This window comes from Streptomyces sp. G5(2025) (assembly GCF_049542075.1).
Taxonomy (GTDB): Bacteria; Actinomycetota; Actinomycetes; order Streptomycetales; family Streptomycetaceae; genus Streptomyces.
This window is the reverse complement of record NZ_JBMUZT010000006.1, coordinates 1,024,557-1,048,321: the sequence shown is the minus strand read 5'-3', so window position 1 is coordinate 1,048,321 and position 23,765 is coordinate 1,024,557. Positions and strand designations below refer to the sequence as shown.

Sequence of the window (23,765 nt, the reverse complement as noted above, 5' to 3'; positions counted from 1 at the left end):
CCCAGAAGACTGCGCTGGGTCAGAAGGCCGCGTTGTAGATGAGGCCCGCGAGGCCTCCGCCGATCAGCGGCCCGGCCACCGGAATCCAGGCGTAGCTCCAGTCGGACGTGCCCTTGTTGGGGATCGGCAGGAAGGTGTGCACGATGCGCGGGCCGAGGTCGCGCGCGGGGTTGATGGCGTAGCCCGTGGGGCCGCCGAGCGAGAGACCGATGCCGACGACGAGGAAGGCCACGATCAGCGTCTGCGTGCCGGACTCGCCGAGACCTTTGGTGAGGCCGAAGGCGAGGATCGGCAGCACCAGCGCGACGGTCGCGATGACCTCGGTGACGAGGTTGGCGACGGGGTTGCGGATCTCCGGGATGGTGGAGAAGATCCCGAGCGTCGGCGTCGGCTCGTGCGCCCCGGTCACCGTGTCCTTCACGCTCCGCGTGACATTGGCGTTGAACTGCGCGAAATAGACGAGATACGCGAGGACGGCGCCGAGCATCGCGCCGACCAGTTGCCCGAGCACGTAGACCCAGACCTTGCCCCACTCGCCGGTGTCGATGGCGATGCCGAGCGTGACGGCCGGGTTGAGGTGGCCCCCGGAGAGCGGGCCCGCGGTGTAGGCCCCGGCGAGCACTCCGAAGCCCCATCCGAAGGCGATGACGACCCACCCGGAGGCCTTCGCCTTCGAATGGCTGAGCGTGACGGCGGCGCACACGCCGGCGCCGAGCAGAATCAGGATCGCGGTGCCGATGACCTCACCGACGAAGATGTCCCCGTTCGCGTACATGGCGGCTCCTAGGCCCTCGCCCGGGGCGGTGCGCCCCGGTCCTCCGTGCAGGGTGCGTTTCCCACGACTACTGCCTGGATGCGCCCGGCTGATGCAGCCGGAGGCAGGGAGTGTCCCGCGCCCCGCCCGGCGTCCATGACGAGCGTGCCGTCGCAGTCGTATCGCCCATGGGGGGTGACCTGTTGACCAGGCCCTTCACGCAGACCCTTCGCGCGCACAGAGGCTCTGAGCGCCGGGGAGCCGGGGTGCGGCGACGCCGACTGACACCCGGAAGTGTTCACCGGTGGTGATGGAGCGTCAAGGTCGCGGACGGCAACGGTTGACCGGTGCCGCGCCTTCCTCCAAAGGGCTTCCTGTAAAGCGCTCCCGCCGAAGACCGCCCCGAGGGTCAGCGCACCGCGACGACGGCCGATCCGTGGCCGAACAGACCTTGGTTCGCGGTGATCCCCACGCGCGCCCCCGCCACCTGACGCGCCCCGGCCGCCTCCCTCAACTGCCAAGTCAGCTCGCATACTTGAGCGATCGCCTGCGCCGGCACGGCCTCTCCGAAGGACGCGAGGCCCCCGCTGGTGTTCACCGGCACGCGCCCGCCGGTGGACGTCGCCCCGTCGCGCAGCAGCTTGGCCCCTTCACCCTCGGCGCAGAGCCCCAGGTCCTCGTACCACTGCAGTTCGAGGGCGGTGGACAGGTCGTACACCTCCGCCAGGGATATGTCCTCAGGGCCTATGCCCGCCTCTTCGTACGCCGCTCGCGCGATGGAGGCGCGGAACGTCTTCTCGGCGGGGTCGACGGCCGCCGCGGAGTCCGTGGCGATGTCCGGCAGGTCCAGCACGGTGGTGGGGTACGTCGGCGTGACCGTGGACACCGCGCGGATGCGCACCGGGTCCGGCGCTCCGTGGCGCCGGGCGAACTCCATGCTGGAGAGCACCAGGGCCGCGGCGCCGTCCGAGGTGGCGCAGATGTCGAGCAGCCGCAGCGGGTCGGCGACGACGGCCGAGGCGGCGACCTCCTCGGCCGTGACGGCCTTGCGGTAGCGGGCGTTCGCGTTGAGGGCGCCCGCCGCCGCGTTCTTCACCTTGACCTGGGCGAAGTCCTCCAGGGTGTCGCCGTGCACGGCCATCCTGCGGCGTGCGTAGAGCCCGAAATACGCGGGGTTGGTCGCCCCGAGGACCCGGAACCGCAGCCAGTCGGGATCGTCGGGCCGGTCACCGCCGGCGGGCCGGAAGAATCCCTTGGGTGCCGCGTCGGCGCCGACCACCAGGACCACGTCCGCCAGGCCCGCGAGGATCTGCGTGCGGGCGGTGCCGATCGCCTGGGCGCCGGACGCGCACGCCGCGTACACGCTCGTGACCCGCGCCCCCTGCCATCCCAGCGCCTTGGCGAAGGTGGCCCCGGCGACATACCCCGGATAGCCGCCACGGACCGTGTCCGCGCCGACGATCGAGCCCACGTCCCGCCAGTCGAGTCCGGCGTCCGCGAGGGCGGCGCGGGCCGCCACCACTCCGTACTCGACGAAGCCGCGCCCCCACTTGCCCCAGGGGTGCATGCCCGCACCGAGCACCGCCACCTCGCCGGTCATGCGCTCACCTCCACGGGCCGCCAATGCCACGTCGTCCACGTCGTTCCCTCGTCCTCGTTGAGCACCCCGGGGACGACCTCCACCTCCATGCCCACCTCCAGATCGGCGACGGAGATGCCGGGAACCGCCTGCCCGAGCACCACCATGCGCTCCGCGGCCAGCTCCACAGCCATCAACGTGTAGGGCCGCCAGGGAAGTTCCGGGTCGGAGACGAAGGGCGCGGGGGGCCGGTAACGCCCGTCGGTGTACGACCACACGCGCCCGCGCCGGGACAGCGGCACCTCGGCCAGCTCCCCGCCCGCGCAGCCGGGATTGCGGCAGAAGCCGTCCTCGCGCGGGAAGAAGACGGCGGCGCAGGCCGAGCAACGCGTCCCCAGAAGGCGGAAGTTCTCCCCCTCGCCGGCGAACCAGTCGGCCACTACGGGTGTGCGCGTACGCGACAAGGCTCCTCCATGGCGCTGAGTGGCACCGCATCTGACGCTCAGTCAGAAGTGTGCCACGGGCAATGCCCCGACAGCGACCTCCGCGAGACAGGGAAGTCGAAGTAGGTGTCCGGGAACAGCTCGGGCTTGTAGGTGTAGTGCCACCACTCCTCGGGGAGATTGACGAAGCCCTCCTTGGCCAACGTGCTCCTCAGGAGGTCGCGGTGAGCTCGCTGTTGCTTCGTGACGCGGGGATCGTCCGTGTGCGACAGCGTGTCGAAACAGTCGAAGCCCGTCCCCATGTCCACGGAGTTGTCCGGGAAGCGCTCGCCCTGAGGGCGGTGGCACGGCGTCAACGGCTCCCCGGGCGTATAGGGCCGCGTCGGCGCCGCCGGAAGCTTCACCACGGTCAGGTCCACCGTTGAGCCCCGACTGTGCCCGGACTTCTCCGCGATGTAACCGTCCGCGAACAACCGCGACTTGTCGACACGAGGATAGAACTCCTCCTTCATGCGCTCATCGCTCAGATCCTCCGCCCACCGCACGAAGTGGTCGACGGCCCGCTGCGGCCGGTAGCAGTCGTACACCTTCAAGGAGTAGCCCTTGCGCAGCAGCACCCGCTGCGCCTTGTGCAGTGCCTTCGCCGCGGGCTCGGTGAGGATGCACACCGGCTTCTTGTAGCCGGCGATGGGCTCGCCCACGAAGTTGTGCGGCGTGACGTACCGCATCTCCTGGATGATGGTCGGGTCGACGTCCCGCAGCGCCACGAACTCCTCCGGAGCCTTCGGCTCGGGCTTCGCGTGCGCGGGGGAGGGGGTGGCCGCCACGGCCAGCAGGGCGGCGGCCGAGACCACGAGCTTCCGTAGAACGGGGGCAAATGCTGTCATGCCCCTGCATCTACCAGGATCACTGCCGACCAGGGAAGACCGACGCCACGGTGATCGGATACAGTCCGCGGCGTGTCCGCATCCCCACACCCCGCCAACTCCGCCCCGGGCTCCCACTGTTCGCGCTGCGGAGCGTCCTACGAAGACCAGCCCTCGGGCTGGCCCCGCACCTGCGCCGCCTGCGGAGCCGTGGCCTACCGCAACCCGCTGCCCGTAGCGGTCGCCCTCCAGCCCGTGTACGACACCCAGGGCACCGGCCTGGTCGTCATCACACGCACCATCGCTCCCGCACTCGGAGGCGTCGCCCTGCCTGGCGGCTTCATCGACGACACGGAGGACTGGCGGCACGCGGTCGTACGCGAGCTCAAGGAGGAGACCGGCATCGCGGCGCAGAGCCGCGACGTCCGCCTCATGGACGCGATGAGCGCCTCCGACGGATACCTCCTGCTCTTCGGACTCCTCCCCGAGCGCCCGGCCGCCGACCTGCCGGCCTCCGCGCCGACGGACGAGACCGAGGGCTGGCACGTACTGCGCCAAGCCGACGAACTCGCCTTCCCTCTCCACACGCTGGCGGCACGCGCGTGGTTCGAGGGCCGCTACATCTGACACCCGGACGGCAACCCCGGCCGACCTTCGAACGGCCCTGGCCGGGGCCTGAACGGCGCAGACGCCAACGGTCCGGCCGTCCAGAGCCCAGGAGCCGGCCGCACAGGGGCCGGCCGTAGAAGGCCGGCGACCCGAACCCGGCTCGGTAGAAGGCCTCACCCGACAGGCTTCACCCGACAGACCTCACCCCACGAGCCCCCGCACCCGCACAGGCCGCTCAGGAGCACCGCCTCCGCCCCCACCGCCGTCCCTCTCGACGACCACACGCCTCCCGCTCCACCGCGTCGTGAACCGCTCGATCTCCGCCTTCTCCCAGCCGTCACCGACGTCGGCGACCACCAGGCCCCCGCCCGTGCGCCCCTCGGCAGGTGCCCACACCTCCAGCTCAAGGCCGCCGTCGCGCCCCCGCACCGGCACCACCGCGCCCGCGCGCGCCAGCACCGGAATGCGCGACAGGGGGGCGTCCACCAGCACCTGTCCGGGGCCTTCGTACGCCTTCCCGGTCGCCGTGTCGTACCACCGCCCCGGTGGCAGCCGCACCGTCCGTGCCCGCGCACCGCTCTCCAGGACCGGCGCCACCAACAAGGAGTCCCCCAACAAGAACGCGTCCTCACAGTCGCGCAGCGCCCTGTCCTCGGGACAGCCCCACCACAGGGGCCGCACATAAGGCGCGCCCGTGAGCCGGGCCAGATGGGCGAGCGTCACGAAGTACGGCAGCAGCCGCCTGCGCTCGACGAGCGCCACGCGCGCGTGCCCGAGCGCCTCCTCGCCGAACTCCCACGGCTCACGCCGCCCCGCCGTGATCGCCGCGTGCGTACGGAACAGCGGCAGATACGCGCCGAGTTGGAACCACCGCAGATACAGCTCCGGAGAGGGACTGCCGTCGAAACCGCCCACATCGGGACCCGAGTACGGCACACCGCACAATCCGAGCCCCAGCACCAGCGCCAGCGACGCCCTCAGCCCCGGCCACCCCGTGGACACATCACCGGACCACGTCCCTCCGTAGCGCTGCATCCCCGCCCACCCGGAACGCGAGAACAAGAAGGGCCGCTCCTCCGGAAGCAGCTCCCGCAGCCCCTCGTATCCCGCGCGGGCCATCGCCAGCCCGTACACGTTGTGGGCCTCCCGGTGGTCGCCACCGCGCCCCTCCAGACAGTGCCTTGCGGAGCGGGGCAGCGTCGCCTCGCCGAACGCGGCGAAAGACACCGGTTCGTTCATGTCGTGCCAGAACCCCGCGAACCCCTGGCCGAGCCGCTCCTCGTAGAGACGGCTCCACCACTTCCGCGCGCGCGGGTCGGTGAAGTCCGGATACACCGCCTCCCCGGGCCAGACGACACCACGCACCAGCCGCCCCGCCGCGTCCCGCACGAAGGCATCGGCCGCCACCCCGCGGTCGTACGCCTCGACGCCCGGCTCCGCCTTCACCGCCGGATCGACGATCGACACGAGACGGATCCCGCTCCTGCCCAACTCGTCCGCGAACTGCGGCAGCGTCGGGAAGCGCTCCTTGTCGACCGTGAACACCTGATGCGCTTCGTAGTGGTCGATGTCCAGATGGACCGCGTCCAGCGGCAGCTCGTGCTCCCGGTAGCCCGCGACGATCCGCCGGACCTCCTCCTCGCTGCCGAACCCCCACCGCGCGTGATGGTGCCCGAGCGCCCACGCGGGCGGCAGAGCCGGAGGGCCCGTGAGCGAAGCCCAACTGTGCAGCACGCGCGCGGGAGTGCCGGTCATCACCCAGCACCGCAGCGGCCCGCCGTCCATCCGCACCTCGCACGCACCGCCCCGGTCGTGCCCCGACCCCGCCCCCTCCTCGCCCTCCCGGACCTGGACCTCGCCCTCCCACGTGTTGTCGTGGAAGACCAAATGCGTACCGGCGTCCGCCACCACCATCTGCACCGGCATGGTGATGTACAACGGATCGTCCCCGGGCCCGAAGGAGCCGCCCGGATCGGTGTTCCACAGCCGGTAGGTCCCGTTCCGCAACCGGGGCCCGCCGGACCGGCCCCCGAGCCCGAAGAACCGCGCGTCCGCCGGCACCTGCGACCGCTGCACCCAACGCGCCGTGCCCCCCTCGGCCGGCTCCCACCAGCGCGGCGGCAGATCACGCCGCAGCAGTGCGCCACCGGGCGTGCGCAGCTCCACGGCCCCTTGGCGCGACACCACCACCGTCGCGCGCTCCGACACCACCCGCCAGCCGCCCTCCTTGTCGGGCTCCAGGACCGCCCGTGGATCCGGCTCAGGGCTCCCGCACGCCAGCGCGTACGACGGCTCCGGCTCCGCACCGCCCCACCCCCAGAAGACGGCCCCACCGGCGGTCACCCGCACCCGCAGCTCGGACCGCGCGAACCGCACCACACCCCCACCGGGCCCCGGCTCCACCTCCGTCACGGCACCGGGCACCCGCGCGCGCTCGGTGCGCCGCGGAGCCAGCCCTGTCGCGTCCGCCCTCCATCTGCGCCACGAGGCACGTACCGTGCGCAACCCCTGCGCCGTGCCGACCATGCCGACCGCCTTCACCGAACGCACCAGGTCACGACCGTTCATGCTGCTCACCCTGCCACCGAAAACGCCACACGTGTGCTTCGTTCAACTGCCGTTCACCTGGGGGGATGGCACTTGTCGGCCAGGCCGACCGTGTGGTGTCCACCCTGGTGCGGGAGTCGATCACGTGGCATCGTCCTTTTCAGCCGTGTTCACGCGCACACCCAGCACGTGCGCACTCCGCACGCATACGACGCGTACAGCCCGGGAGCCGCCCCATGACGTCCTCAGCGAACCCTGCGCCGCTCTGGCAGCCGAGCCCGGAGAGGATCGCCGAAGCGCGGGTCACCCGATTCCAGGCCTGGGCCGCCGAGCACTACGGCGCCCCGGCCCAGGGGGGCTACGAAGCGCTGCACCACTGGTCGGTCACCGAACTGGAGACGTTCTGGAAGGCCGTCACCGACTGGTTCGACGTCAACTTCTCCACGCCCTACGCGCGCGTGCTGGGCGACCGCTCGATGCCGGGCGCCCAGTGGTTCCCCGGCGCGACCCTCAACTACGCGGAACACGCCCTGCGCGCGGCCGACGACCCCGCGCGCGCGGACGCCCCCGCCCTCCTCCACGTCGACGAGAGCCACGACCCGCAGCCCGTCACCTGGGCCGAACTGCGCCGCCAGGTCGGTTCCCTGACCGCGGAGCTGCGCGCACTCGGCGTACGCCCCGGAGACCGCGTCAGCGGCTACCTACCGAACATCCCCGAGGCCGTCGTCGCCCTCCTGGCCACCGCCGCCGTCGGAGCCGTCTGGACCTCCTGCGCCCCCGACTTCGGCGCCCGCAGCGTCCTGGACCGCTTCCAGCAGGTCGAACCCGTCGTCCTCTTCACCGTCGACGGCTACCGCTACGGCGGCAAGGAGCACGACCGCCGCGAGACCGTCGCCGAGCTCCGCTCCGAACTGCCCAGCGTCCGTGCGGTCGTCCACATCCCGCTGCTCGGCACCGATGCCCCCGAAGGCGCCCTGGAGTGGTCGGCCCTCACCGCGGCCGACGTGGCGCCCGTCTTCGAAGCGGTGCCCTTCGACCACCCCCTGTGGGTGCTGTACTCCTCCGGCACCACCGGCCTGCCCAAGGCCATCGTCCAGTCCCAGGGCGGCATCCTCGTCGAACACCTCAAGCAACTCGGCCTGCACTGCGACCTCGGCCCCGACGACCGCTTCTTCTGGTACACCTCGACCGGCTGGATGATGTGGAACTTCCTCGTCTCCGGCCTCCTGACGGGCACCACGATCGTCCTGTACGACGGCAGCCCCGGCTACCCCGACACGGGCGCCCAGTGGCGCATCGCCGAACGCACCGGAGCCACCCTCTACGGCACCTCCGCCGCGTACGTCATGGCCTGCCGCAAAGCCGACGTCCACCCCGCCCGCGACTTCGACCTCTCGCACGTGAAGTGCGTCGCGACCACCGGCTCCCCGCTGCCTCCCGACGGCTTCCGCTGGCTGCACGACGAATTCGCCGACAACCCAGGCACCCCGGGCGGACTGTGGATGGCCTCGGTCAGCGGCGGCACGGACGTCTGCTCCTGCTTCGCCGGCGCCGTCCCCACCCTCCCCGTCCACATCGGCGAACTCCAGGCCCCCTGCCTGGGCACCGACCTCCAGTCCTGGGACCCCCAGGGCAAACCGCTGACCGACGAGGTCGGCGAACTGGTCGTCACCAACCCCATGCCGTCCATGCCCATCCACTTCTGGAACGACCCGGACGGCACCCGCTACCACGACAGCTACTTCGACACCTACCCCGGCGTCTGGCGCCACGGCGACTGGATCACCGTCACCTCCCGCGGCTCCGTGATCATCCACGGCCGCTCCGACTCCACGCTCAACCGCCAGGGCGTCCGCATGGGCTCCGCCGACATCTACGAGGCCGTCGAACGCCTCCCCGAGATCCGCGAATCCCTCGTCATCGGCGTCGAACAGCCCGACGGCGGCTACTGGATGCCGCTCTTCGTCCACCTCGCCCCCGGCGCGGCCCTCGACGACGCCCTGCGCGACCGCATCAAGCGCACCATCCGCGAACAGCTCTCCCCGCGCCACGTCCCCGACGAGATCATCGAGGTCCCCGGCGTCCCGCACACCCTCACCGGCAAGCGCATCGAGGTCCCGGTCAAGCGCCTCCTGCAAGGCACCCCGCTGAACAAGGCGGTCAACCCCGGCTCGGTCGACGACCTCGACCTCCTCCGCTTCTACGAGGACCTCGCCGCCAAGCGCCCCTGACCCACCGTCGCCGCAGCTCAGCGCCCGTTGTCAGTGCCCCCGGTTACTCTGGGTGAGCATTGATCGCTGAGCGCAGGGGGAATCATGGCGCACACCCGACACGACACGATGCGACGTGCTCTACGCCGCGAAGTCGCCGGAACCATCGGCCTGTTGGCCGATGAGGAGGACTTCGCGGCGATGCGTCGCTACCGCACCTTCACCTTCGACGACCACACGACCTACCTCCAGCAGGTCGAGGCCCTGCTCAAGACCCTCGCCTCCCAGGGCAGGCACACCACCGTCGCCCTCTTCGACCCCGAGGAGTACGCGGAGTACTGCGCGGACACCGGCCTCGACCCCGACGCCCCCGGCAGCCGCAGCCGCTTCACCGCCGAACTGGCATCGGGCGGCCCCACCGTGCCCTACGAAGGCCAGCCTCTCGCCGACCTCCTCCCCGACCTCGTCGACGAGGCGGTCCGCCGGGCCACCTGGGAATACGCGACGACGGTCCTCGCCCACACCGGCGCCTGCGCGACCTGCGGCGAGGACATCGGACGAGCCGCCTTCGCCCGGGCCTCGGAACTGATCACCCGAGCCCTCGACACCACAGGCCCCGGCACCCGGCACCTGGTCTGCAGCGTGCCCTGCGAAGCCGAGACCCTCCTGGCCACCCTGCACGTCGAGATCGACGCGGACGGCACCGCCCTGCTCGACGAGACAGAAGCCCTGGAGTTCGCCACGGTCCTCGCCGTCGGCATCGCCACCCACCGGGCGGCCGGCATGGTGCTGCGCTGCAGCGCCGAAGGCACACGCGACCGCGTCCAGGGCTGGCGCATGAACGGCGGCCGACTCCACCCCCTCACCGCCGCCGAGGTCTTCGACGCGTACTGCACCGACGCCATCTCCGGAGAGCTCGTCGCCCCCGAATCCGGCGTCGACTACTGCGCGGCACCCCACCTCGAAGGCGACGCACCGGAAAGGGGCCACACCCGCTGAACGCCCGAAGGGCGCCCCACCGCATCGGTGGGACGCCCCTCGGGAACAACGACCGTACGGCTACTCGCCGGACAGCACCGCCTGGGCGGCCTGCCGGGCCTCCTCGGCGGTGTCCGCGGCACGAGCCGCCGCCGCCGCACGCTCGCACTGGGCCAGCGTGTACTTGCCGAGCGTCGCCCGCACGTAAGGAATCGACGCCGCACCCATCGACAGGGAGGTGACCCCCAGACCGGTCAGCACACAGGCGAGCAGCGGGTCGGACGCGGCCTCACCGCACACGCCACAGCTCTTGCCCTCGGCCCGCGCCGCCTCGGCGGACAGCGACACCAGGTCGAGCAACGCCGGCTGCCACGGATCCTGGAGCCGGGACACCGCACCCACCTGACGGTCGGCGGCGAACGCGTACTGCGCGAGGTCGTTGGTCCCCAACGAAAGGAACTCGACCTCCTGAAGGATCGACCGCGCCCGCAGCGCCGCAGACGGGATCTCGACCATCGCACCGAACTTGGCCCGGAGCCCGGCCTCACGGCACGCGTCCGCGAACGCCTTGGCGTCGGTGCGGTCCGCGACCATGGGAGCCATGACCTCAAGGTAGACCGGCAGCCCCTCGGCGGCCTTGGCCAGCGAGGTCAGCTGGGTCCGGAGCACCTCCGGGTGATCCAGCAGCGACCGCAGCCCTCGCACGCCCAGCGCAGGGTTCGGCTCATCGGCCGGCGTCAGGAAGTCCAGCGGCTTGTCCGCACCGGCATCCAGCACCCGTACGACCACACGGCCCTCGGGGAAGGCCTCCAGCACCTTGCGGTACGCCTCGACCTGCTTCTCCTCCGGCGGCGCCTTGGTGCTGTCGTCCAGGAAGAGGAACTCGGTACGGAAGAGACCGACACCCTCGGCACCGGCCTCGACGGCAGCCGGCACGTCGGCGGGACCGCCGACATTGGCAAGGAGCGGAACCTTGTGCCCGTCGGACGTCGCCCCGGGACCGGTCGACGCCGCCAGCGCGGCCCTGCGCTCGGCGGCGGCCGCCTCCAGCTGCTCCCGCTTCTCCATCCTCGGATCCACGAAGATCTCGCCGGTGCTGCCATCGACAGCCACGACGGTGCCCTCGGCGAGCTCACCCGCACCCGGCAGCGCGACGACGGCCGGGACACCGAGCGCCCGCGCGAGAATCGCGCTGTGGCTGGTGGGCCCGCCCTCCTCCGTCACGAAGCCGAGCACCAGAGCCGGGTCGAGCAGCGCGGTGTCCGCGGGCGCCAGGTCCCGCGCGATCAGTACGTACGGCTCGTCGCTGTCCGGAACACCCGGCATCGGAACGCCCAGCAGCCGGGCGACGATGCGATTCCGCACGTCGTCCAGGTCCGCCACGCGACCGGCCATGTACTCACCGGCACCGGCCAGCAGTTCCCGGTAGTGCGAGAACGCGTCGTATACGGCCCGCTCGGCCGTGCTGCCGACGGTGATCCGCCGGTCGACGTCGGACATGAGCTCCGGGTCCTGGGCGATCATGGCCTGCGCCTCAAGCACCGCCTGCGCCTCGCCACCGGCCAGATTGCCGCGGGCATTCAGGTCGGCCGCCACAGCTTCCACGGCCTGGCGAGCGCGCCCCTGTTCGCGCTCCGCCTCTTCCGCGGGAATCTGCTTGGCCGGCGGCTCGAGAACCGCTGTCCCCATGTGCCGGACCTCGCCGATCGCCACACCGTGGCTCACACCGACGCCTCGCAGCGTTGTCTCCATCTCACCCGTCTCCGATAGTGCGGCGGGCTCAGCCGCCGCGGTGGTTGTCCTGCTTGCCGTCAGTGACGGCGATGACGTCACTGCCAGCTGAAGAGCGCGTCGCCGGCCTTCACGTCGCCATCCTCGATGAGCTCGGAGAGAGACTCGGCCGTGGCCTCAAGCGCCACGACCGGGCACACAGGAGACTTACCGGCGGCCTCGACGGCGGCCGGGTTCCAGCGCACCACGGCCTGGCCGCGCTGCACGGTGTCACCCTTGTTGACGAGAAGCTCGAAGCCCTCGCCGTTGAGCTGGACGGTGTCGATGCCGAGGTGCGTCAGAACGCCGTGACCCTGATCGTCGACCACTACAAAGGCGTGCGGGTGGAGAGAGACGATGATGCCGTCCACGGGAGAGACGGCCTCAGAAGCCTCACGTACGGGATCGATGGCCGTACCAGGGCCGACCATGGCACCTGAGAAGACGGGATCCGGTACTGCGGAGAGCCCAATGGCGCGTCCGGCAAGCGGGGACGAAACACTGGTCATGGCAAGCCTCCCAGGGGGTGGAGATTCGTAGCCGCCGTCGCTACCTGTCCTGGACGACGCACTGCTCAGAAGCGTAAGTCATAGGAAGTCCCGGTTCCGCACGAGAGATCCCGGTTGGCGGACCTAGGGGCACAGCACGAACGATTTGCGCCTGCCCAGGAGGAGATGTAGAGTCGGACTCTGCCTGAGGCCAACGGGACGCGGCAAGCGTCCAGGCTCGGCGACATCCTTCACGACAGATCTTATCTCTGAGTCTGGTTCCGCATGTGCTGCGGTGACCGTGGTCAGAGAGTCGAATGAGACCTGATAAAGTCGGAGTCGCCGGAAGGGGAAATCGCGAAAGCCGAAAGGCCGGAGTGAGAACCGGAAAGGCACCGAGGAAATCGGACACGAAAGAGTCTGATAGAGTCGGAAACGCAAGAACAAAAGAAACACCGAAGGGAAGCGCCCGGAGGAAAGCCCGAGAGGGTGAGTACGAAGGAAGCGTCCGTTCCTTGAGAACTCAACAGCGTGCCAAAAGTCAACGCCAGATATGTTGATACCCCGGCTCACTTCGGTGAGTTGAGGTTCCTTTGAAAAAGTCCTTCCACGGAAGGCACACAGCGAGGACGCTGTGAACGGACGGGATTATTCCTCCCGACCGTTCCGCTCTCGTGGTGTTCATCCCGATTACGGGAAAACATTCACGGAGAGTTTGATCCTGGCTCAGGACGAACGCTGGCGGCGTGCTTAACACATGCAAGTCGAACGATGAACCACTTCGGTGGGGATTAGTGGCGAACGGGTGAGTAACACGTGGGCAATCTGCCCTTCACTCTGGGACAAGCCCTGGAAACGGGGTCTAATACCGGATAACACCTCCACTCTCCTGAGTGGAGGTTAAAAGCTCCGGCGGTGAAGGATGAGCCCGCGGCCTATCAGCTTGTTGGTGAGGTAATGGCTCACCAAGGCGACGACGGGTAGCCGGCCTGAGAGGGCGACCGGCCACACTGGGACTGAGACACGGCCCAGACTCCTACGGGAGGCAGCAGTGGGGAATATTGCACAATGGGCGAAAGCCTGATGCAGCGACGCCGCGTGAGGGATGACGGCCTTCGGGTTGTAAACCTCTTTCAGCAGGGAAGAAGCGAAAGTGACGGTACCTGCAGAAGAAGCGCCGGCTAACTACGTGCCAGCAGCCGCGGTAATACGTAGGGCGCAAGCGTTGTCCGGAATTATTGGGCGTAAAGAGCTCGTAGGCGGCTTGTCACGTCGGGTGTGAAAGCCCGGGGCTTAACCCCGGGTCTGCATTCGATACGGGCTAGCTAGAGTGTGGTAGGGGAGATCGGAATTCCTGGTGTAGCGGTGAAATGCGCAGATATCAGGAGGAACACCGGTGGCGAAGGCGGATCTCTGGGCCATTACTGACGCTGAGGAGCGAAAGCGTGGGGAGCGAACAGGATTAGATACCCTGGTAGTCCACGCCGTAAACGGTGGGAACTAGGTGTTGGCGACATTCCACGTCGTCGGTGCCGCAGCTAACGCATTAAGTTCCCCGCCTGGGGAGTACGGCCGCAAGGCTAAAACTCAAAGGAATTGACGGGGGCCCGCACAAGCAGCGGAGCATGTGGCTTAATTCGACGCAACGCGAAGAACCTTACCAAGGCTTGACATACACCGGAAAGCATCAGAGATGGTGCCCCCCTTGTGGTCGGTGTACAGGTGGTGCATGGCTGTCGTCAGCTCGTGTCGTGAGATGTTGGGTTAAGTCCCGCAACGAGCGCAACCCTTGTTCTGTGTTGCCAGCATGCCCTTCGGGGTGATGGGGACTCACAGAAGACCGCCGGGGTCAACTCGGAGGAAGGTGGGGACGACGTCAAGTCATCATGCCCCTTATGTCTTGGGCTGCACACGTGCTACAATGGCAGGTACAATGAGCTGCGATACCGTGAGGTGGAGCGAATCTCAAAAAGCCTGTCTCAGTTCGGATTGGGGTCTGCAACTCGACCCCATGAAGTCGGAGTTGCTAGTAATCGCAGATCAGCATTGCTGCGGTGAATACGTTCCCGGGCCTTGTACACACCGCCCGTCACGTCACGAAAGTCGGTAACACCCGAAGCCGGTGGCCCAACCCCTTGTGGGAGGGAGCTGTCGAAGGTGGGACTGGCGATTGGGACGAAGTCGTAACAAGGTAGCCGTACCGGAAGGTGCGGCTGGATCACCTCCTTTCTAAGGAGCACTTCTTACCGATCCCTTCGGGGTGAGGTCAGAGGCCAGTACATCGGCGAATGTCTGATGCTGGTTGCTCATGGGTGGAACGTTGACTACTCGGCCTGTTTCTCGGGTCGGAGGCTGCAAGTACTGCTCGTAAGGGCGTGGAAAGCATGATCTTCGGACGGGGACTGGTCGGGCACGCTGTTGGGTATCTGAGGGTACGGGCTTGTTCCCGACCTCAATGCCGACCCCAGTGTAGGTTCGCTTCGGCGGGCTGTGATGGGTGGTTGGTCGTTGTTTGAGAACTGCACAGTGGACGCGAGCATCTGTGGCCAAGTTTTTAAGGGCGCACGGTGGATGCCTTGGCACCAGGAACCGATGAAGGACGTGGGAGGCCACGATAGTCCCCGGGGAGTCGTCAACCAGGCTTTGATCCGGGGGTTTCCGAATGGGGAAACCCGGCAGTCGTCATGGGCTGTCACCCGCTGCTGAACACATAGGCAGTGTGGAGGGAACGCGGGGAAGTGAAACATCTCAGTACCCGCAGGAAGAGAAAACAACCGTGATTCCGGGAGTAGTGGCGAGCGAAACCGGATGAGGCCAAACCTACGACGTGTGAGACCCGGCAGGGGTTGCGTCGTGGGGGTTGTGGGATCTCTCTTTCACAGTCTGCCGGCTGTGAGACGAGTCAGAAACCGTTGATGTAGGCGAAGGACATGCGAAAGGTCCGGCGTAGAGGGTAAGACCCCCGTAGTCGAAACATCAGCGGCTCGTTTGAGAGACACCCAAGTAGCACGGGGCCCGAGAAATCCCGTGTGAATCTGGCGGGACCACCCGTTAAGCCTAAATATTCCCTGGTGACCGATAGCGGATAGTACCGTGAGGGAATGGTGAAAAGTACCGCGGGAGCGGAGTGAAATAGTACCTGAAACCGTGTGCCTACAAGCCGTGGGAGCGTCGGGATGGAGCTTGCTCCATCCTCGTGACTGCGTGCCTTTTGAAGAATGAGCCTGCGAGTTTGCGGTGTGTTGCGAGGTTAACCCGTGTGGGGAAGCCGTAGCGAAAGCGAGTCCGAATAGGGCGATTCAGTAGCGCGCTCAAGACCCGAAGCGGAGTGATCTAGCCATGGGCAGGTTGAAGCGGCTGTAAGAGGTCGTGGAGGACCGAACCCACCAGGGTTGAAAACCTGGGGGATGACCTGTGGTTAGGGGTGAAAGGCCAATCAAACTCCGTGATAGCTGGTTCTCCCCGAAATGCATTTAGGTGCAGCGTCGTGTGTTTCTTGCCGGAGGTAGAGCACTGGATAGGCGATGGGCCCTACCGGGTTACTGACCTTAGCCAAACTCCGAATGCCGGTAAGTGAGAGCGCGGCAGTGAGACTGTGGGGGATAAGCTCCATGGTCGAGAGGGAAACAGCCCAGAGCATCGACTAAGGCCCCTAAGCGTACGCTAAGTGGGAAAGGATGTGGAGTCGCACAGACAACCAGGAGGTTGGCTTAGAAGCAGCCACCCTTGAAAGAGTGCGTAATAGCTCACTGGTCTAGTGATTCCGCGCCGACAATGTAGCGGGGCTCAAGCGTACCGCCGAAGTCGTGTCATTTCAGCATGAGGGCCAACGCCCGCTGGGATGGGTAGGGGAGCGTCGTGTGCCGGGTGAAGCTGCGCCGGAAGGCAGTGGTGGACGGTTCACGAGTGAGAATGCAGGCATGAGTAGCGATACATACGTGAGAAACGTGTGCGCCGATTGACTAAGGGTTCCTGGGTCAAGCTGATCTGCCCAGGGTAAGTCGGGACCTAAGGCGAGGCCGACAGGCGTAGTCGATGGATAACCGGTTGATATTCCGGTACCCGCTGTGAAGCGTCAAACATTGAATCAGGCGATGCTAAGTCCGTGAAGCCGTTCCGGACCCTTCGGGGAATGGAAAGTGGTGGAGCCGACGGACCAGACTTGTAGTAGGTGAGTGATGGGGTGACGCAGGAAGGTAGTCCAGCCCGGGCGGTGGTTGTCCCGGGGTAAGGGTGTAGGCCGTGCGGTAGGTAAATCCGTCGCACATAAGGCTGAGACCTGATGCCGAGCCGATTGTGGTGAAGTGGATGATCCTATGCTGTCGAGAAAAGCCTCTAGCGAGTTTCATGGCGGCCCGTACCCTAAACCGACTCAGGTGGTCAGGTAGAGAATACCGAGGCGTTCGGGTGAACTATGGTTAAGGAACTCGGCAAAATGCCCCCGTAACTTCGGGAGAAGGGGGGCCATCACCGGTGATGAGTCTTGCACTCTGAGCTGGGGGTGGCCGCAGAGACCAGCGAGAAGCGACTGTTTACTAAAAACACAGGTCCGTGCGAAGCCGTAAGGCGATGTATACGGACTGACGCCTGCCCGGTGCTGGAACGTTAAGGGGACCGGTTAGTGCACTTTCGGGTGTGCGAAGCTGAGAACTTAAGCGCCAGTAAACGGCGGTGGTAACTATAACCATCCTAAGGTAGCGAAATTCCTTGTCGGGTAAGTTCCGACCTGCACGAATGGCGTAACGACTTCTCGACTGTCTCAACCATAGGCCCGGTGAAATTGCACTACGAGTAAAGATGCTCGTTTCGCGCAGAAGGACGGAAAGACCCCGGGACCTTTACTACAGTTTGATATTGGTGTTCGGTTCGGCTTGTGTAGGATAGGTGGGAGACTGTGAAGCATGCACGCCAGTGTGTGTGGAGTCGCCGTTGAAATACCACTCTGGTCGTGCTGGATGTCTAACCTCGGTCCGTGATCCGGATCAGGGACAGTGTCTGATGGGTAGTTTAACTGGGGCGGTTGCCTCCCAAAGAGTAACGGAGGCGCCCAAAGGTTCCCTCAGCCTGGTTGGTAATCAGGTGTTGAGTGTAAGTGCACAAGGGAGCTTGACTGTGAGACCGACGGGTCGAGCAGGGACGAAAGTCGGGACTAGTGATCCGGCGGTGGCTTGTGGAAGCGCCGTCGCTCAACGGATAAAAGGTACCCCGGGGATAACAGGCTGATCTTCCCCAAGAGTCCATATCGACGGGATGGTTTGGCACCTCGATGTCGGCTCGTCGCATCCTGGGGCTGGAGTCGGTCCCAAGGGTTGGGCTGTTCGCCCATTAAAGCGGTACGCGAGCTGGGTTTAGAACGTCGTGAGACAGTTCGGTCCCTATCCTCTGTGCGCGTAGGAATATTGAGAAGGGCTGTCCCTAGTACGAGAGGACCGGGACGGACGAACCTCTGGTGTGCCAGTTGTCCTGCCAAGGGCATGGCTGGTTGGCTACGTTCGGAAAGGATAACCGCTGAAAGCATCTAAGCGGGAAGCCTGCTTCGAGATGAGTATTCCCACCCCCTTTGAGGGGTTAAGGCTCCCAGTAGACGACTGGGTTGATAGGCCAGATCTGGAAGCCCGGTAACGGGTGGAGGTGACTGGTACTAATAGGCCGAGGGCTTGTCCTCAGTTGCTCGCGTCCACTGTGTTGGTTCTGAAACCACGAACAACCCCATGTGTGGTCACGCATGGTGCGGTTGTCAGTTTCATAGTGTTTCGGTGGTCATAGCGTGAGGGAAACGCCCGGTTACATACCGAACCCGGAAGCTAAGCCTCACAGCGCCGATGGTACTGCAGGGGGGACCCTGTGGGAGAGTAGGACGCCGCCGAACTCCTTTTATAGCCGTGGTTCCTGGATTCAATTCCAGGAACCACGGCTTTTTTGTTTTGTGCGTGCGGTACCCCCCGCCACCCCTCCGCACCGTCGGCTGTCAGCTGAGGGTAAGGTCAGGGGGCATCATTGGTTCTTTTCCCACAGGAGGCCCCCGGGTGGAGGTCCAGGAGACGCGTGTCCAGACGGACCGTGTCCTCACCATCCCGAACATCCTCAGCATGGCGCGCCTCGCCGGCGTGCCCCTCTTCCTGTGGTTGATCCTCAGGCCTGAGTTCGGAGGGCCCAACAGTGATGGATGGGCGCTGCTGGTGCTCGCGGCCAGCGGCATCAGCGACTACCTCGACGGCAAGCTCGCGCGCCGCTGGAACCAGATCAGCAACCTGGGCCGGCTCCTCGACCCCGCGGCCGATCGGCTCTATATCCTCTCGACGCTTGTCGGCCTCACGTGGCGGGAGATTCTTCCGCTCTGGCTGACCGGGGTGCTTCTGCTGCGGGAACTGGTCCTCCTGGTGATGGTCTGGATCCTCAGGCGCCACGGCTATCCCCCGCCGCAGGTGAACTTCCTCGGCAAGGCCGCCACCTTCAACCTGATGTACGCCTTTCCACTACTGCTCCTGAGCGACGGACACAGCTGGATCGCTTCTCTTGCTGCTATTTTCGGATGGGCGTTCGCCGGATGGGGTACAAGTCTGTACTGGTGGGCAGGGATCCTGTATGTGATCCAGGTCCGCCGACTCGTGAAAGCGGACAGCATGGCCGATTGAGCCTGCCAATTAGGTGACCGTAGAGGCGCGAAGGCCCGCGTTTGACATATGCGGGTCCTGCTTGGCGGGCTGAGTCGGCTAGATCGTCGTCTATGAGGAGGACGTTTCCGACATGAAGGCCGTCGTAATGGCCGGCGGTGAGGGTACCCGCCTTCGCCCCATGACCTCTAGCATGCCCAAACCGCTCCTGCCCGTGGCCAATCGGCCGATCATGGAGCATGTGTTGCGCCTGCTGAAGAGGCATGGTCTGACCGAGACCGTGGTAACAGTGCAGTTCTTGGCGTCGCTCGTCAAGAACTACTTCGGCGACGGCGAAGAGCTCGGGATGGAGCTCACCTATGCCAACGAAGAGAAGCCGCTCGGCACCGCAGGCAGCGTGAAGAACGCCGAGGAAGCGCTGAAGGACGATGCGTTCCTCGTGATCTCCGGTGACGCGCTCACCGACTTCGACCTCACCGAGCTGATTAACTTCCACAAGGAAAAGGGCGCGCTCGTCACCGTCTGTCTGACGCGTGTACCCAACCCGCTCGAATTCGGCATCACCATCGTGGACGAGGAAGGCAAGGTCGAGCGCTTCCTGGAGAAGCCGACCTGGGGGCAGGTCTTCTCCGACACCGTGAACACGGGCATCTATGTGATGGAGCCCGAGGTGTTCGACTACGTCGAGGCCGACGTGCCGGTCGACTGGTCCGGTGACGTCTTCCCGCAGCTGATGAAGGAAGGCAAGCCCATCTACGGCTACATCGCCGAGGGCTACTGGGAGGACGTCGGTACACACGAGAGCTACGGCAAGGCGCAGGCCGACGTCCTGGAGGGCAAGGTCGACGTCGAGCTCGACGGCTTCGAGATCTCGCCCGGCGTATGGGTCGCCGAGGGCGCCGAGGTACATCCGGACGCCGTGCTGCGCGGGCCCCTGTACATCGGGGACTACGCCAAGGTCGAGGCGAACGTCGAGATTCGTGAGCACACCGTGGTGGGCTCGAATGTCGTGGTGAAGGACGGCGCCTTCCTGCACAAGGCCGTCGTGCACGACAACGTCTACATCGGACAGCACAGCAATCTGCGCGGCTGCGTCGTCGGAAAGAACACCGACATCATGCGGGCCGCTCGCATCGAGGACGGCGCGGTCATCGGCGACGAGTGCCTCGTCGGTGAAGAATCGATCATCCAGGGCAATGTGCGGGTCTATCCATTCAAGACGATCGAGGCGGGCGCGTTCGTCAACACGTCCGTCATCTGGGAGTCCCGCGGCCAGGCGCACCTCTTCGGGGCCCGTGGTGTGTCCGGCATTCTGAACGTGGAGATCACGCCTGAACTCGCGGTGCGTCTTGCGGGTGCGTATGCGACGACCCTGAAGAAGGGCTCGACCGTCACCACCGCGCGTGACCACTCGCGCGGCGCCCGTGCACTCAAACGGGCGGTGATCTCGGCGCTCCAGGCCAGCGCCATCGACGTACGCGATCTGGAGAACGTGCCGCTGCCGGTCGCGCGGCAGCAGACCGCGCGCGGCAGTGCCGGGGGAATCATGATCCGGACGACGCCCGGAGTGCCGGACTCCGTCGACATCATGTTCTTCGACGGGGAGGGCGCCGACCTCTCGCAGGGAAGCCAGCGGAAACTCGATCGCGTATACGCGCGTCAGGAATACCGGCGGGCCTTCCCCGGCGAGATCGGGGATCTGCACTTCCCGTCCAGCGTCTTCGACTCCTACACCGGCTCGCTGCTGCGGAACGTGGACACCTCCGGGATCGCCGAGTCGGGGCTGAAGGTCGTCGTCGACGCGTCCAACGGAAGTGCCGGACTGGTGCTGCCCAGCCTGCTCGGCAAGCTCGGTGTGGACGCGCTGACGATCAACCCTGGCCTCGACGAGTCGCGGCCGACCGAGACGGCGGACGCCCGCAGGGCCGGCCTGGTGCGGCTCGGTGAGATCGTTGCGTCGGCGCGAGCGGCCTTCGGGGTGCGGTTCGACCCGGTGGGCGAGCGGCTCTCGCTCGTGGACGAGAAGGGACGGATCGTCGAGGACGACCGGGCCCTGCTGGTCATGCTCGACCTGGTGGCGGCCGAGCGGCGCAGCGGGCGGGTGGCGCTGCCCGTGACCACGACGCGTATCGCCGAGCAGGTGGCCGCGTACCACGGTACGCAGGTGGACTGGACGACCACCTCACCCGACGATCTGACGCGGGTCGGACGCGGGGAGTCGACGATCTTCGGTGGCGACGGCCGCGGTGGTTTCATCGTGCCCGAGTTCAGCAGTGTGTTCGACGGCACCGCCGCGTTCGTACGGCTCATCGGGCTGGTGGCACGTACTCAGCTCACCCTGAGTCAGATCGACGCGCGCATTCCGCGGGCCCATGTGCAGCGGCGTGACCTCGCGACGCCCTGGGCCGTCAAGGGGCTCGTGATGCGGCGTGTGGTGGAGGAGGCCGGGGGCCGGTCCGTGGACACCACCGACGGTGTGCGGGTCGTGGAGGCCGACGGGCGCTGGGTGCTGGTGCTGCCGGATCCGGCGGAGGCCGTCACCCATCTGTGGGCCGAGGGGCCCGACGACGCGTCCGCCCAGGCGCTGCTCGACGAGTGGGCCGCGGTGGTGGACAGCGCGGGCCGCTGATCATGACCTGCTGCCGGGCGGTACCCGCAACGGGTGCTGCCCGGCACGCCGGTGGGGCCATTCGGAAGTAGCGCCCGCGACGTGCGACGATGTGCGGCATGCCGCAGCAGCCCCCCGTTCGGAGCACATCATCCCGGCCCAGGCGTCCGGACGCGTCCATGTCGCTGCTCACCACCGTCATGGACCACAGCCTGGACGAGGGCTACGCGGAGACGGCGGCCAGGAAGAAGGCCAGGGGGGACAGCGGTCTCCCGCGCCCATTGCGGGCCAAACTCGGGCTGGCGGCGGGCCTCGTACTCGCCGCGCTCGTCGTCACCGTGGGAGCCGCGCAGGCCCGGGTGGCGGCGCCGGTGCTCGCCAAGGAGCGCGAGGAGCTGATTGACCGAGTCGAGGCGGCCACGGCCGGGGCCGACGAGCTCAAGGACGACGTGGACGAGCTCCGCGACGACGTGGGGGAGCGGCAGCGGGCCGCGCTGAAGAAGCACGGCGGCAGCAAGGGCGAGCTGCTCGGTCTGCTCTCCGGTGCCACGAAAGTCCACGGGCCCGGAGTGAAGCTCGTGGTGGACGACAAGAAGCAGGCGGAGCAGGGCGGGGGAGGGCCACGCGAGAGCCACGGGTTCTCCGACACCGGGCGGGTGCGCGACCGTGACATGCAGCGCGTCGTCAACGGCCTGTGGCAGTCCGGCGCCGAGGCGATCTCCATCAACGACCAGCGGCTCACCGCACTGTCGGCGATCAGGGCCGCGGGTGACGCGATACTGGTCGACAACAGGCCGCTGGTACCGCCGTATACGGTGCTCGCGGTGGGGGCGGGGAAACGCTTGAGCACACGGTTCCAGAACAGCCCCGACGGTCAGTACCTGCATGCTCTGCAGGAGAACTTCGGCATCCGGACCAGCATTTCCGTGGTGGACGAGCTCCGGCTGCCCGCAGCGCCGAGTGTGACCGTACGTACAGCAGAGCCGAAAGCAGGGAAGGGCACATCGTGATCGCCGTACTGGGCCTCGTCGTGGGAGTCGTGGCCGGATTGTTGGTTCGGCCCGAGGTTCCGGCGATGGTCGAGCCGTACCTTCCCATCGCCGTGGTCGCGGCTCTTGACGCCGTGTTCGGCGGCTTGCGCGCGATGCTCGACGGCATCTTCGACGACAAGGTCTTCGTGGTGTCGTTCCTGTCGAACGTGGTGGTGGCCGCGCTGATCGTCTTCCTCGGCGACAAGTTGGGCGTCGGCGCGCAGCTGTCCACCGGCGTCGTCGTGGTCCTCGGTATCCGGATCTTCTCCAACGCCGCCGCGATCCGCCGGCACATCTTCAGGGCGTGACGCCGATGAGCGCTGACGAGAAACCCGAGCACCGCCATCGCAAGGAACTTCCCGCGGAGGTCCCCACCGAGCCGGAGGCGCCCGCGCCGCCCGCCTCCGGGGGGCAGCGGCTCACCGGCCGTCAGCGGCTGGTGAAGGGCCTGTGGCCGCCGCGGGTGACCCGTCCTCAACTGATCGTCGCCCTGCTGCTGTTCGTGCTGGGCCTCGGTCTGGCCATCCAGGTGCGGTCGAACAACGACAGCAGTGCGCTGCGCGGCGCGCGGCAAGAAGATCTTGTACGCATTCTCGATGAACTGGATGACCGTACTCAGCGTCTGGAAGAAGAGAAGCGGAGTCTTGAGGAGCAGCGGACCGGGCTGGAGAACAGTTCGGACCAGGCCGAAGAGGCCCGCAAGCAGACGGTCGAGCGGGAGCGGCAACTCGGCATCCTGGCAGGCACGGTGGCGGCCCAGGGGCCGGGCATCACGCTCGCCATCGAGGACAAGAAGGGGGCGATCGAGGCGGACATGCTGCTCGACGCCATTCAGGAACTGCGCGCCGCCGGCGCCGAGGCGATCCAGATCAATGACGTACGCGTGGTGGCCAGCACCCATCTGTCGGACGCCGACGGCGGTGGCGTCCGGGTGGACGGCCGCAAGGTCGGCGAACCGTACCTCTTCAAGGTGATCGGCAAGCCGCAGGACCTGGAACCTGCGCTGAACATCCCGGGAGGCGTGGTGCAGACTCTGGAGAAGGAGCAGGCCACGGTGACCGTGACCCGCTCGGAGAAGATCGTCGTGAACGCCTTGCGACCTGCGAAGCGGCCTGACTACGCTCGGTCGTCCTCGTAGTGAGGGGCGGGCGTATGGGGGCCGTCAGGCCAGGGCATGAGGTTGCGGGGGGGTCGGCGCACCGGAAGCGTGGTGCGTGGTGGAAACTGTTTGGTGGTTACGGACGTTGTGATGATGTCTGGTTCACCGA

15 protein-coding genes and 3 rRNA genes are annotated in these 23,765 nt (G+C 66.8%); 11 read left to right on the top strand and 7 right to left on the bottom strand.

Annotation, left to right across the window (positions count from 1 at the left end; all coding sequences use genetic code 11):
• Positions 1-19: 19 nt before the first annotated feature.
• From ACOBQB_RS15570 to ACOBQB_RS15555, 4 genes are all read right to left on the bottom strand, one after another.
• Positions 20-775 (bottom strand): MIP/aquaporin family protein, encoded by a 756-nt coding sequence (locus ACOBQB_RS15570; RefSeq protein ID WP_423592333.1) that lies wholly within the window; start codon positions 773-775, stop codon positions 20-22.
• A 388-nt stretch (positions 776-1,163) separates the two neighbouring features.
• A complete protein-coding gene (locus ACOBQB_RS15565; RefSeq protein WP_423592331.1) occupies positions 1,164-2,354 on the bottom strand; it encodes a lipid-transfer protein in 1,191 nt (396 codons plus the stop codon).
• Positions 2,351-2,797 (bottom strand): Zn-ribbon domain-containing OB-fold protein, encoded by a 447-nt coding sequence (locus ACOBQB_RS15560; protein WP_423592329.1) that lies wholly within the window; start codon positions 2,795-2,797, stop codon positions 2,351-2,353. The genes ACOBQB_RS15565 and ACOBQB_RS15560 overlap by 4 nt, the downstream gene beginning before the upstream one ends.
• Before the next feature lie 38 nt (positions 2,798-2,835).
• Positions 2,836-3,663 carry a M15 family metallopeptidase gene (locus ACOBQB_RS15555; RefSeq protein ID WP_423592327.1) on the bottom strand — a complete coding sequence of 276 codons (828 nt, stop codon included), beginning with the start codon at positions 3,661-3,663 and terminating at the stop codon, positions 2,836-2,838.
• A gap of 72 nt (positions 3,664-3,735) precedes the next feature.
• On the opposite strand from ACOBQB_RS15555, the gene ACOBQB_RS15550 reads away from it, so the two are divergent.
• On the top strand, positions 3,736-4,269 hold the full coding sequence (locus ACOBQB_RS15550; protein WP_423592325.1) for an NUDIX domain-containing protein: 534 nt from the start codon (positions 3,736-3,738) through the stop codon (positions 4,267-4,269).
• 183 nt (positions 4,270-4,452) lie between these two features.
• Here ACOBQB_RS15550 and ACOBQB_RS15545 read toward each other — a convergent pair whose 3' ends face one another.
• Positions 4,453-6,819, bottom strand: coding sequence for a glycoside hydrolase family 31 protein (locus tag ACOBQB_RS15545; protein WP_423592324.1), 2,367 nt, complete (start codon positions 6,817-6,819; stop codon positions 4,453-4,455).
• Positions 6,820-7,034: 215 nt separating this feature from the next.
• Here ACOBQB_RS15545 and ACOBQB_RS15540 point away from each other — a divergent pair, with 215 nt between their 5' ends.
• Both ACOBQB_RS15540 and ACOBQB_RS15535 read left to right on the top strand, forming a co-directional pair.
• Positions 7,035-9,029 carry an acetoacetate--CoA ligase gene (locus ACOBQB_RS15540; protein WP_423592323.1) on the top strand — a complete coding sequence of 665 codons (1,995 nt, stop codon included), beginning with the start codon at positions 7,035-7,037 and terminating at the stop codon, positions 9,027-9,029.
• 84 nt (positions 9,030-9,113) lie between these two features.
• The gene (locus ACOBQB_RS15535; RefSeq protein WP_423592322.1) at positions 9,114-10,007 is read left to right on the top strand and encodes a hypothetical protein; all 894 of its coding nucleotides are present in this window, start codon (positions 9,114-9,116) and stop codon (positions 10,005-10,007) included.
• 60 nt (positions 10,008-10,067) lie between these two features.
• On the opposite strand, the gene ptsP is transcribed toward ACOBQB_RS15535, so the two are convergent.
• Positions 10,068-11,738 (bottom strand): phosphoenolpyruvate--protein phosphotransferase, encoded by a 1,671-nt coding sequence (gene ptsP / locus ACOBQB_RS15530; protein WP_423592320.1) that lies wholly within the window; start codon positions 11,736-11,738, stop codon positions 10,068-10,070.
• A gap of 77 nt (positions 11,739-11,815) precedes the next feature.
• Positions 11,816-12,265 carry a PTS sugar transporter subunit IIA gene (locus ACOBQB_RS15525; protein ID WP_423592318.1) on the bottom strand — a complete coding sequence of 150 codons (450 nt, stop codon included), beginning with the start codon at positions 12,263-12,265 and terminating at the stop codon, positions 11,816-11,818.
• 682 nt (positions 12,266-12,947) lie between these two features.
• Here ACOBQB_RS15525 and ACOBQB_RS15520 point away from each other — a divergent pair.
• The 8 genes from ACOBQB_RS15520 to ACOBQB_RS15485 all read left to right on the top strand — a co-directional run bounded on the left by ACOBQB_RS15520 (position 12,948) and on the right by ACOBQB_RS15485 (position 23,635).
• A 16S ribosomal RNA gene (locus ACOBQB_RS15520) occupies positions 12,948-14,473 on the top strand.
• A 315-nt stretch (positions 14,474-14,788) separates the two neighbouring features.
• Positions 14,789-17,909 (top strand): 23S ribosomal RNA (locus ACOBQB_RS15515).
• A gap of 87 nt (positions 17,910-17,996) precedes the next feature.
• Positions 17,997-18,113: ribosomal RNA gene (gene rrf / locus ACOBQB_RS15510) — 5S ribosomal RNA — on the top strand.
• The 16S, 23S and 5S rRNA genes sit together here, the layout of an rRNA operon.
• A gap of 157 nt (positions 18,114-18,270) precedes the next feature.
• A complete protein-coding gene (locus ACOBQB_RS15505) occupies positions 18,271-18,879 on the top strand; it encodes a CDP-alcohol phosphatidyltransferase family protein (RefSeq protein WP_423592316.1) in 609 nt (202 codons plus the stop codon).
• Positions 18,880-18,991: 112 nt separating this feature from the next.
• Positions 18,992-21,487, top strand: a complete 2,496-nt coding sequence (locus ACOBQB_RS15500) for a sugar phosphate nucleotidyltransferase (RefSeq protein WP_423592314.1) — start codon at positions 18,992-18,994, stop codon at positions 21,485-21,487.
• 89 nt (positions 21,488-21,576) lie between these two features.
• A complete protein-coding gene (locus ACOBQB_RS15495) occupies positions 21,577-22,476 on the top strand; it encodes a DUF881 domain-containing protein (RefSeq protein WP_423592312.1) in 900 nt (299 codons plus the stop codon).
• On the top strand, positions 22,473-22,805 hold the full coding sequence (locus tag ACOBQB_RS15490; RefSeq protein WP_344529508.1) for a small basic family protein: 333 nt from the start codon (positions 22,473-22,475) through the stop codon (positions 22,803-22,805). Before ACOBQB_RS15495 ends, ACOBQB_RS15490 begins: the two co-directional genes overlap by 4 nt.
• Positions 22,806-22,810: 5 nt before the next feature.
• Positions 22,811-23,635: a DUF881 domain-containing protein gene (locus ACOBQB_RS15485; RefSeq protein WP_423598498.1), complete on the top strand. Its 825-nt coding sequence runs from the start codon at positions 22,811-22,813 to the stop codon at positions 23,633-23,635.
• The last annotated feature ends 130 nt before the right edge of the window (positions 23,636-23,765 follow it).